Source organism: Leclercia sp. 119287 (assembly GCF_009734485.1).
Classification (GTDB): domain Bacteria; phylum Pseudomonadota; class Gammaproteobacteria; order Enterobacterales; family Enterobacteriaceae; genus Enterobacter; species Enterobacter adecarboxylatus_C.
In genome coordinates this window covers 1,659,972-1,671,039 of record NZ_CP046445.1, presented here as the reverse complement: position 1 = coordinate 1,671,039, position 11,068 = coordinate 1,659,972, and the positions used below count along the sequence as shown (strand labels likewise).

Here is an 11,068-nt window from a genome sequence, read left to right as displayed (position 1 = left end):
CCGCATATTCTACCCGTTATCTCCGGGCGCGCCAAACCACTGATGATACCAACGGGGTAAAATTTGATCCCGTAAGCGTTGGATTTGCCAGCCATGTTGCGAAAAGGAAACCGTGATTTGCCCGGATCGGGGGGTTGTTAGCCAGAGATACCCCTCCTTTCTGTAACGGCGAGCCACCTTGTTCGAGGGCAGTCGCCACGCGTTGTAGCGGGATGCCGACACCAGAGCGATACGCCCACCTACGCGCTGCACCAGAGGAAGTGACGACGAGGTATTACTGCCGTGGTGCGGCACCTGGATAAGTGTAGACGCAAGATATTGCCAGTGACGACTGAGCATCGCTTTTTCTCCCTGCGCCTCAATATCCCCGGTTAACAACAAGCTATGGGTACCATCCTCAATTTTGACCACGCAGGAACCGTTGTTGCCGCGCTGCGGAGCGGTGGCAAGGGGCCAGTGCGCGCTGAAGGTCAGCCCCTGCCATTGCCAGCGTTCGCCGCGAAAACAGGGATCATGTCCGTCCCGGCGCAGCGGGCTACGTATCCACATGTTCGGCCACGCCTCGCGTAGCGATGCCAGCCCACCGATATGGTCCAGGTGTTCATGGCTGACAATCACCCCCTCCGGACGCAAGTGATGCCAGCGTAGCCAGGGGATAATCAGCCGTTGCCCGCTGTCCCCGCCCGGCCACGCCGGACCGGTGTCATATAAAATCGCTTTCCCCTGTCGCTCAATAACCACTGCCAGCCCCTGCCCGACATCCAGCATATGCACCGCCCAGCCTTCCGTTTTGTTCGCCCGCCATAACGGACTGGCCGCCAGCACCAGTGCCGAGACACAGACAACCGGACAGGCTTTTGTGCCGCGCATCCGCCAGGCGATAATGGCTCCCCAGGGTAGCAGGGTCAGCCACAGCCAGCGTTTATCGACCGGGATCCAGCCGTCGGGCAGCGTAGTTAAGAAATCAAACAACAGGGACAGTGAGCCATCTGCCAGCGTCCAGACCCTATGTTCCGCGAGGGGCCATATCCCGAGATGCAACCACATCCCCAGCAAAATGAGCGGTACAGAGATGAAGGTCACCAGCGGTACCGCGACCAGGTTCGCCACCAGCGATGACAGGCTAAACCCGTGAAAGACCAGCACCTGCACCGGCAGCAACAGTAAAAGCATGCCGAGCTGCAGGTGCAGTAGATTCACCACTGCCCTGACTACCCACGGCCCGGATAAAAGGGGTCTGGGCATCCACTGATACCAGAAAATCAGTCCCGCCACCGCAAAGGCCGACAGCATAAGGCTATGGGATAATACCGCCAGCGGATCGACCAGCAGAATGGCGGCAATACAGATCCGCCATACCTGCCAGGGCGACCACAGACGGCCGCTCAGCTGCAGCGCCAGATATACCCCCAGCGAGACGACGGTGCGCAGCGCGGGGGGCTGCATCCCGGTGAGCCAGGCATAAAAAGCGGCAAAACAGAATCCTGCCACCAGGGGGGCTCGCCAGCCCACCCAGCGGACCGGAATAAAATACTGCCCACCCCGCACCAGCAGCCAGATGACCGACGCCGCCAGCGCAATGTGCAATCCCGAGCTCGCCATCAGATGCGACGTGCCCGTTTCCCGCATCAGATTTTTAATGTCAGGCGTCACCGACAGACGCTCCCCCATGCCCAGCCCCAGCAGGACCGGGCCCCAGGTATAAGACGAGAGCCTGGCTGTCAGGGTGGCAAGATATCGGGCGCGTAAGCTGCAGCGGGCATCGACCACGTCTGCGTGGGTAAAACGTCCGGTCAGCGGCTGATGCTGCGTCAGGGCATAGCGCTGGGCATCGAATCCTCCTTCGTTGAGCTGCCCATGAACGGGCCTTAAGGACAGGGTCATCTTCCAGCGTTGTCCCGCACAGCCGGGTTGCGGCAGCGCGTTGCCATACAGCGTAACGCCCACCGCGGGCAGCATCGTTCTGCCATTAAGCCGGACAATGCGGGCCTGGTACATCGTGTCGCTCCCGGTCGCCAGGATCTCCAGTTCAGCCTTCTGCGGCCCGCTGGTCAGATGCTGCATCGGCCAGACTTCGCCCAGCGCGGCAAGCCCGCCCCAGGCAAAAAAGAGCAGCCAGAAGCCCAGATAGCGCGCAATCTGATGACGAATTAAAGCCAGCGGGACCCCGACGACGATTATGGCCTGAAGTACCGTCAACTCCGGCAGCGCGGGCAACCACAGCAGCGGTAAGATGGCCAAGATCAGACATGTCGCGAGCGTTGACAAACACATTCACACCTCCCTGTATCAGGGCAGTGTGCGGCGGGTCGCGTGGCTTGTCAGGCAGGGAAATGTGAGGTTGCGGCGCAGACTGGCGGGAAACGATCGGTTTGCAGCAACCGACCGCAAAACTTGCAGCGTCGATTCAGGATCGGCAAAACAGAAACAAAAAAAGCACCCGCAGGTGCTTTCTTGAGGTTACTCAGTTTCGCCCGCAGGCCAAACTCAGTCGCCGTAAATATTGGCGCGATCGCGCAGTTCTTTACCCGGCTTAAAGTGTGGAACGTATTTACCTTCCAGCTCTACTTTGTCGCCAGTCTTCGGGTTACGCCCGGTGCGTGGAGCACGATAGTGCAGAGAAAAACTACCGAAACCGCGGATTTCAATGCGCTCGCCCTGTGCAAGAGTGGTCGCCATATGCTCCAGCATCTCTTTTACGGCATCTTCCACTGCTTTAGCAGGTATGTGCGATTGCTGGCTGGCAAGTCTTTCAATCAATTCTGACTTGGTCATGATTCCTCCGGTTCCTTCAAACCCATTAGCTAAACAGCTTAAACAAGGGCGGCCGTAGCCGCCCTTTGTTATTGATTACAGGACGAATCCTGCAATCTGTCAAGTTACTCTACGAGTAACTTATTCGCCTTTAGCTGCTTTGAAAGCTTCAGCCATTGCGTTGTTAGAGAAGTTTGCATCTTCCTGTTTGTTAACAGTTGCGATTGCATCTTTCTCATCAGCTTCGTCTTTAGCACGAACAGACAGGCTGATTGCACGGTTTTTGCGGTCAACACCGGTGAATTTAGCTTCAACGTCGTCGCCTACGCTCAGAACCAGAGTTGCATCTTCAACGCGGTCACGTGAAGCTTCAGAAGCGCGCAGGTAACCTTCAACGCCGTCAGCCAGTTCTACGGTTGCGCCTTTCGCGTCAACTGCAGTCACTTTACCGTTTACGATTGCGCCTTTCTTGTTCAGTGCAACCCAGTTGTTGAACGGATCTTCTGCGAGCTGTTTAACGCCCAGGGAGATACGCTCACGCTCTGCGTCAACCTGCAGAACAACTGCTGCGATTTCGTCGCCTTTTTTGTATTCACGTACTGCTTCTTCGCCTGCAACGTTCCAGGAGATGTCAGACAGGTGAACCAGGCCGTCGATGCCGCCGTCCAGGCCGATGAAGATACCGAAGTCAGTGATAGACTTGATTTTACCTTCAACACGGTCGCCCTTGTTGTGGGTTTCCGCGAACTGCTGCCATGGGTTGTTTTTGCACTGCTTCAGGCCCAGGGAGATACGACGACGTTCTTCGTCGATATCCAGAACCATAACTTCCACTACATCACCAACGTTAACAACTTTGGATGGGTGGATGTTTTTGTTGGTCCAGTCCATTTCGGAAACGTGAACCAGGCCTTCAACGCCTTCTTCGATTTCAACGAAGCAGCCGTAGTCGGTCAGGTTGGTAACGCGACCAGTCAGTTTAGTACCTTCTGGGTAACGTTTAGCGATAGCAACCCATGGATCTTCGCCCAGCTGTTTCAGGCCGAGGGATACACGAGTACGCTCGCGGTCGAACTTCAGCACTTTAACAGTGATTTCGTCGCCCACGTTCACGATTTCGCTTGGGTGCTTAACGCGTTTCCACGCCATGTCGGTGATGTGCAGCAGGCCATCAACGCCGCCCAGGTCAACGAATGCGCCGTAGTCAGTGAGGTTCTTAACGATACCTTTGACTTCCATGCCTTCCTGCAGGTTTTCCAGCAGCTGATCGCGTTCTGCGCTGTTTTCGGATTCGATAACGGCACGACGGGAAACAACAACGTTGTTACGCTTCTGGTCAAGCTTGATTACTTTGAACTCAAGCTCTTTGCCTTCCAGGTGCAGGGTGTCACGAACTGGACGAACGTCTACCAGTGAACCTGGCAGGAACGCACGAATACCATTCAGCTCAACAGTGAAGCCGCCTTTAACTTTGCCGTTGATAACACCGACCACAGTTTCAGCTTCTTCGTAAGCTTTTTCCAGCGTGATCCAAGCTTCGTGACGTTTAGCTTTTTCACGGGACAGCAGGGTTTCACCGAAGCCGTCTTCCACTGCATCCAGAGCAACGTCAACTTCGTCACCAACCTGGATTTCCAGCTCGCCCTGGGCGTTTTTGAACTGCTCTGCCGGAATGGCAGACTCAGATTTCAGACCGGCGTCAACCAGTACGATATCTTTGTCGATAGCAACAACAACACCACGAACGATGGAACCCGGACGGGTTTCGATTTCTTTTAAGGATTCTTCAAACAGTTGAGCAAAAGATTCAGTCATGTTTAATCTTCAGGTTAATATTAACGTCCACCTGGCTCCGTGCCGGATGGGGTTGTTTCACATACCCGCCGTCAATCCATTGCAGCGGGGGTACTGCTAAATCGGTCGCGATTACGCGATTGCCAGTTTTTGGCGCGCATATTGTAGCGCTTTTTCAATCACTTGCTCAATAGTTAAACTGGTAGAATCCAGAACTAATGCATCATCTGCAGGAACAAGTGGTGCAACGGCGCGATTGCGGTCGCGATCGTCGCGCTCTTTTATCTCAGACAAAAGACGTTCAAAGTTAACACTAAAGCCCTTTTCCTGCAACTGCAGCATGCGGCGCTGCGCACGCTCTTCCGAGGAAGCGTCGAGGAAAATTTTGACCGGCGCATCAGGGAAAACCACGGTTCCCATGTCGCGTCCGTCGGCGATCAGGCCGGGAGCATCACGGAAGGCGCGCTGACGGCGTAAAAGCGCCTCGCGAACGCGCGGGAATGCAGCGACCTGAGAGGCGGCATTCGCTACGTCCTGGGTGCGGATCTCACCGCTCACGTCTTCCCCTTCCAGAATCACTTCCAGATTGCCGTTGGTGGAGACAAAACGCACGTCCAGATGGGCGGCCAGCGGCACCAGCGCCTCTTCAGAGGCCACATCAACATGGTGATGCAGAGCAGCCAGCGCCAGCACACGATAGATTGCGCCCGAATCTAAAAGATGCCATTGCAATGCTTCCGCCATCGCTTTGCACAGAGTACCTTTACCTGCGCCACTCGGCCCGTCAATGGTGATAACCGGGGCAATTGCCGTCATCTTTTTCTCCTTAAATTAGGCATACCGTTGTGTAAACGCCGCGCATTATACGCGTCAACGTGCACAACTGTTACCTTTGCGTGCAAATTACGGAATGATTGAAGCTGAGTGTAGAAGAATTGGACGATGACAGCGTCATGAAGTGTAAGTAATTAATTGCCGCACCGGGCGGTGCGGCAGAGAAGCGTCAGGCAAGCGTACTGATACGCGCCAGCTGGTCAAAATAGTCCGGGAAGGTTTTCGCGGTGCATTTCGGATCCAGAATGGTAACCGGCGTATCCGACAGCGCCACCAGCGAGAAGCACATCGCCATCCGGTGGTCGTTGTAGGTACCAATTTCCGCAGCCTGCAGCTGGGCCGGTGGCGTAACGCGGATGTAGTCCTCGCCCTCTTCCACCTCGGCACCTACTTTACGCAGCTCAGTGGCCATCGCAAACAGGCGATCGGTCTCTTTTACACGCCAGTTGTAGATGTTGCGCATTGTAGTCGTGCCTTTGGCGAACAGGGCCGCCGTGGCAATGGTCATCGCCGCATCGGGGATATGGTTCATGTCCATATCGATGGCGTTCAGTTCACCGCGCGTGCAGGAGATAAAGTCATCGCCCCAGGTGACCACCGCGCCCATCTTCTCCAGCACATCGGCAAAGCGAATGTCGCCCTGCACGCTGTTGCGGCCAATACCGGTCACTTTGACGGTGCCGCCTTTAATGGCGCCCGCAGCAAGGAAATAAGAGGCAGACGAGGCATCGCCTTCCACCAGGTAGTTACCCGGCGTCTGGTACTGCTGCCCACCGCGCACCACGAAACGCTGGTAGCTGTGGTTTTCAACCTCAACGCCAAAGGTCTTCATCAGGTGCAGGGTGATATCGATATAGGGTTTGGAAACCAGCTCACCTTTGATGGTGATAGTGGTGTTCTGTGGCGCCAGCGGTGCGGTCATCAGCAACGCGGTCAGGAACTGGCTGGAGACGCTGCCGTCCACCGCCACTTCGCCACCGGTAAAGCCCCCACGCAGACGCAGCGGCGGATAATTTTCCTGCTCCAGATAATCAATCTGCGCGCCGCCCTGACGCAGCGCATCCACCAGATGGCCAATCGGACGCTCTTTCATGCGCGGCTCGCCGGTCAGCACAATGTCGTTGCTGCCCAGGCACAGGGCCGCCGCCAGCGGGCGCATTGCCGTACCGGCATTGCCGAGGAACAGTTCCAGCGCGTCAGCAGAGTGCAACGCCCCGGCATTGCCCGTCACTTCGCAGCGGGTGCGATCGGCGGACAGGGTATAGTGGACTCCTAACGCTTTCAGCGCATTGAGCATATGGCGAACGTCATCGCTGTCCAGCAGGTTAGTAAGAACAGTGGTGCCGTTTGCCAGCGCTGCCAGCAGCAAAGCGCGGTTCGAGACACTTTTTGAACCAGGCAGATTAATGGTGCCATCTACCCGCGCGATAGGTTGTAACGTCAGGGATTCCATGAAACTTAACTCTCAATTCAACATAATAAAAACCCCGCAGCCAGGCCGCGGGGGAATAAACACGGGCGTGATTAACCGTGGCGACGTTCGAAGTCAGTCATGAAGTCGGTCAGTGCCTTAACGCCTTCGAGCGGCATAGCGTTATAAATAGACGCACGCATTCCGCCCACGACGCGGTGGCCTTTCAACGCGTGCAGACCTGCGGCGAAGGACTCTTCCAGGAACAGCTTATCGAGATTGCTGTCGGCCAGCTGGAACGGCACGTTCATGCGGGAACGGTTCGCTTTGGCAACGTCATTACGGTAGAAGTCGCTGCCGTCGATCACGCTGTACAGCAGCTCAGATTTCTGCTGATTGATCTTATCCATCTGCGCCACGCCGCCGTTGTTTCTCAGCCATTTAAAGACCAGGCCAGAGAGGTACCAGGCAAAGGTCGGCGGGGTGTTGAACATGGAGTCGTTGTCGTTCAGCACGGTGTAATCCAGAATCGACGGGCAGGATTTGTGGGCTTTACCCAGCAGATCTTCACGGACGATCACCAGGGTCAGACCGGCCGGGCCGATATTTTTCTGCGCGCCGGCGTAGATCACGCCATAGCGGCTGACATCCAGCGGCGCCGAGAGAATCGTGGAGGAGAAGTCCGCCGTAACGATCGCGTTCTCGCCAAAGTTCGGCTCTTCGTGAATGGCGATCCCGTCGATGGTCTCATTTGGGCAGTAGTGCAGGTAGGCCGCATCCGCGGAGAGCTGCCATTCGCTCATCGGCTTCACCGCGCGTAACCCGTCCACGGTGACTTTGGCATCAATCACGTTCGGGGAGCAGTATTTGTGCGCTTCTTTTACTGCGCTGGCCGCCCAGTAACCGGCATCAACGTAGTCCGCGGTGGTTTTGTCACCCAGCAGGTTCAGCGGGATGCCCGCGAACTGACCGCGTCCGCCGCCGTGGCAGAATAATACTTTGTAATTTGAGGGGATATTCAGCAGGAAACGAAAATCTGCTTCTGCCTCTTCTGCCACCTGAATAAACTCTTTACCACGGTGGCTGACTTCCATCACCGACGTGCCAAGACCGTTCCAGTCACACAGCTCCTGTTGAGCCTGTTTGAGCACATCCGCCGGTAACATTGCCGGACCTGAACTAAAATTAAAGACCTGAGCCATTTCCCCTCACCACGCTAAAAGCAATAAGTTATAACTGTGGATATCGGTTTTATCATTCAGTGACACGCGCCGCAATGTCTAAAACTTATGACCCGGAAAATGTGCCCGCCGTCACACAATACATTCTGCCAGCGGGCTGTCACAAAACCGACAAAATGGCTGTCAGGTGATGCGTTTGGCCCGGCTAACCTTCGTCCATTCCGGATTCGTGCAGCGTGGACATAATTGATGTGCCCCGGCCGATAGAGTCTCAACATGACCACAGCGTCGGCAGGCATACTCGCCGACTTCCGGTATGGTCATAAAACGTTCCACAAATTCATCCGGCAATATGCACAACCCGGGCTTAACCTGGTCGTCTTCGTAAAAGTAGACGCTTATCTGCCCGTTGGTCTCCATAATGGCAAGCTTAACCTGACCAAGCTGCTCGACGCTGCTCACCCGCAGCTCCATAAAGAACTCAAACTCGGTCATGTTGGCGCGCTGTACTTTTTCCCAGGCCAGCTTGCCCTCTTCGACAATGGCTACCGGTTTCCCCTCCAGCAGATCTTCCAGCTTTTCACTTTTCGACATCAGCCACATCACCAGCCGGTAGAGCAACGCCAGGGTGACAAACACGATAAAGACCGGGATCATCGGCACATCGTCATAAAACGCCACGTCACCCGCCGCCGACCCCAGCGTCAGAATGATTAACACTTCGAAGAGCGACATCTGGCGCACGCCGCGCCGCCCGGTAAGTTTAAGGAACAGGAAAACCAGCACAAAGGTATAGAGACTTCGCAGCGCGACCTCGCCTAAAAACTCAACGGGTACTTTATCAAAGGCCATTCGTTGAAGATCGAATGCTTCCATTTTTATATTCCTTTACAGTAGGTTACTCAATATAAGCATAGCCCAGCCTTTTATTTTCGCCGAAACCGCCGGGGAGATAGCGCCTGTCATGCAAAACCCGTATCATTGCGCGCTTTCCGTACGATATAAGTGATCGCCATGACTCAAACGTTTATCCCCGGCAAAGACGCCGCCCTGGAAGATTCCATCGCTCGCTTCCAGCAAAAACTGACCGACCTGGGTTTTAATATCGAAGAGGCCTCCTGGCTCAATCCGGTTCCCCACGTCTGGTCCGTGCATATTCGCGATAAAGAGTGCGCGCTGTGCTTTACCAATGGCAAAGGCGCGACCAAAAAAGCGGCGCTGGCCTCTGCGCTGGGTGAGTATTTTGAGCGTCTGTCCACCAACTATTTCTTTGCCGATTTCTGGCTGGGCGACACCGTGGCGAATGGCCCATTCGTTCACTACCCGAATGAAAAATGGTTCCCGCTGACCGACGATGACGAGCTGCCGGAAGGGATCCTCGACGATCGTCTGCGCGCGTTCTACGATCTGGAAAATCAGCTGACCGCCAGCATGCTGATCGATCTGCAATCAGGTAACGAGGATCGCGGTATCTGCGCCCTGCCGTTTACCCGTCAGTCTGACGAGCAAACCGTCTATATTCCGATGAACATCGTCGGCAACCTGTATGTCTCCAACGGCATGTCTGCAGGTAATACCCGCAACGAAGCGCGCGTTCAGGGCCTGTCCGAGGTGTTTGAGCGTCATATAAAGAACCGCATTATCGCGGAATCCATCAGCCTGCCGGAGATCCCGGCTGACGTGCTGGCCCGCTATCCGGGCGTGGTGGAGTCCATTGCCAAACTGGAAGCCGAAGGTTTCCCAATCTTTGCCTATGACGGCTCTCTGGGCGGCAAGTACCCGGTGATCTGCGTGGTGCTGTTCAACCCGGCGAACGGCACCTGCTTCGCCTCGTTCGGCGCGCACCCGGACTTCGGCGTGGCGCTGGAGCGTACCGTTACCGAGCTGCTGCAGGGTCGTAGCCTGAAAGATCTCGACGTGTTCACCCCGCCGACCTTCGATGACGAAGAAGTGGCTGAACACGCCAACCTGGAGACGCACTTCATCGACTCCAGCGGCTCTATCTCCTGGGATATGTTCAAGCAGGATGCGGATTATCCGTTCGTTGACTGGAGCTTCGCCGGCACCACGGAAGAAGAGTTTGCCACGCTGATGGCGATCTTCACTGCTGAAGACCAGGAAGTGTATATCGCCGATTACGAACACCTGGGCGTGTACGCCTGCCGTATTCTGGTTCCGGGCATGTCCGATATCTATCCGGTAGAAGATCTGTGGCTGGCGAACAACAGCATGGGTGCGCACCTGCGCGAAACCCTGCTGGCGCTGCCGGAGAGCGCGTGGGAGAAAGAGGACTACCTGAACCTCATCACCCAGCTGGACGACGAAGGCCACGACGACTTCACCCGCGTGCGCGAGCTGCTGGGCCTGGCGACGGGCAAAGACAACGGCTGGTACACCCTGCGTATCGGTGAGCTGAAGGCGATGCTGGCGCTGGCAGGCGGTGACCTGGAGCAGGCGCTGATCTGGACCGAGTGGACCATCGAGTTCAACGCCTCGGTCTTCAGCGCAGAGCGCGCGAACTACTACCGCTGCCTGCAGACGCTGCTGTTGCTGTCGCAGGAAGAGGATCGTGAGCCGCTGCAGTATCTTAACGCCTTTACCCGTATGTACGGCGCCGAAGCGGTAGAGAACGCCAGCGCAGCCCTGAGCGGCGAAGCGCCATTCCACGGCCTGCAGGCGGTGGACAGCGATCTGAAAGCCTTCCCTGCTCACCAGTCGTTGCTGAAGGCCTATGAGAAATTGCAGAAGGCCAAAAGCGCTTTCTGGGCTAAATAACGTTAAATAACATGACAAACAGTAGGCGTATACAATCGCCTACGTTATATTACGGGGCGATTTTTATTGCCCCGTTTTTTATTTCTGCGGCAATAAGTTTTAGTTGTAATAATAAAGTTAAATATTGGTAGCTATAATAATGGCGACCTGGCGGTTATTGTTACTTTTTATATGAAATACTCCATTCTAATTAACTGCCCGGGGGAAGGTCAGAAGAAAAAAATCAACTCATTTTGTAACTTTTAAAATTTATTTTTATACGGACAATCAAATACTTACACCGCATTCGCTGGAAAACCACGCGCTTTGCGGGCCTATA

The 11,068-nt window shown here is 55.4% G+C and carries 8 protein-coding genes; 1 reads left to right on the top strand and 7 read right to left on the bottom strand.

Annotated elements, in window-relative coordinates; translation table 11 throughout:
* Positions 1–9: 9 nt before the first annotated feature.
* From GNG27_RS08050 to GNG27_RS08020, 7 genes are all read right to left on the bottom strand, one after another.
* On the bottom strand, positions 10–2,274 hold the full coding sequence (locus GNG27_RS08050; protein WP_156263339.1) for a ComEC family protein: 2,265 nt from the start codon (positions 2,272–2,274) through the stop codon (positions 10–12).
* Positions 2,275–2,487: 213 nt separating this feature from the next.
* The gene (gene ihfB / locus GNG27_RS08045; protein WP_032617358.1) at positions 2,488–2,775 is read right to left on the bottom strand and encodes an integration host factor subunit beta; all 288 of its coding nucleotides are present in this window, start codon (positions 2,773–2,775) and stop codon (positions 2,488–2,490) included.
* Between the two features lie 120 nt (positions 2,776–2,895).
* Positions 2,896–4,569, bottom strand: coding sequence for a 30S ribosomal protein S1 (rpsA, locus tag GNG27_RS08040; RefSeq protein WP_032617357.1), 1,674 nt, complete (start codon positions 4,567–4,569; stop codon positions 2,896–2,898).
* 111 nt (positions 4,570–4,680) lie between these two features.
* The gene (gene cmk, locus GNG27_RS08035) at positions 4,681–5,364 is read right to left on the bottom strand and encodes a (d)CMP kinase (RefSeq protein WP_032617356.1); all 684 of its coding nucleotides are present in this window, start codon (positions 5,362–5,364) and stop codon (positions 4,681–4,683) included.
* Between the two features lie 187 nt (positions 5,365–5,551).
* Positions 5,552–6,835, bottom strand: coding sequence for a 3-phosphoshikimate 1-carboxyvinyltransferase (aroA, locus tag GNG27_RS08030; protein ID WP_156263338.1), 1,284 nt, complete (start codon positions 6,833–6,835; stop codon positions 5,552–5,554).
* 71 nt (positions 6,836–6,906) lie between these two features.
* Positions 6,907–7,995: a 3-phosphoserine/phosphohydroxythreonine transaminase gene (serC, locus tag GNG27_RS08025; RefSeq protein ID WP_142488917.1), complete on the bottom strand. Its 1,089-nt coding sequence runs from the start codon at positions 7,993–7,995 to the stop codon at positions 6,907–6,909.
* Positions 7,996–8,157: 162 nt separating this feature from the next.
* The gene (locus GNG27_RS08020; protein ID WP_142488916.1) at positions 8,158–8,850 is read right to left on the bottom strand and encodes a DUF421 domain-containing protein; all 693 of its coding nucleotides are present in this window, start codon (positions 8,848–8,850) and stop codon (positions 8,158–8,160) included.
* Between the two features lie 138 nt (positions 8,851–8,988).
* On the opposite strand from GNG27_RS08020, the gene ycaO reads away from it, so the two are divergent.
* Positions 8,989–10,749, top strand: a complete 1,761-nt coding sequence (gene ycaO, locus GNG27_RS08015; RefSeq protein ID WP_142488915.1) for a 30S ribosomal protein S12 methylthiotransferase accessory factor YcaO — start codon at positions 8,989–8,991, stop codon at positions 10,747–10,749.
* Positions 10,750–11,068: the final 319 nt, after the last annotated feature.

Coding starts and splice junctions, on each gene's coding strand:
- GNG27_RS08050 (WP_156263339.1), bottom strand. CDS start 2,274: ATGTGTTTGTCAACGCTCGCGACATGTCTGATCTTGGCCATCTTACCG.
- ihfB (WP_032617358.1), bottom strand. CDS start 2,775: ATGACCAAGTCAGAATTGATTGAAAGACTTGCCAGCCAGCAATCGCAC.
- rpsA (WP_032617357.1), bottom strand. CDS start 4,569: ATGACTGAATCTTTTGCTCAACTGTTTGAAGAATCCTTAAAAGAAATC.
- cmk (WP_032617356.1), bottom strand. CDS start 5,364: ATGACGGCAATTGCCCCGGTTATCACCATTGACGGGCCGAGTGGCGCA.
- aroA (WP_156263338.1), bottom strand. CDS start 6,835: ATGGAATCCCTGACGTTACAACCTATCGCGCGGGTAGATGGCACCATT.
- serC (WP_142488917.1), bottom strand. CDS start 7,995: ATGGCTCAGGTCTTTAATTTTAGTTCAGGTCCGGCAATGTTACCGGCG.
- GNG27_RS08020 (WP_142488916.1), bottom strand. CDS start 8,850: ATGGAAGCATTCGATCTTCAACGAATGGCCTTTGATAAAGTACCCGTT.
- ycaO (WP_142488915.1), top strand. CDS start 8,989: ATGACTCAAACGTTTATCCCCGGCAAAGACGCCGCCCTGGAAGATTCC.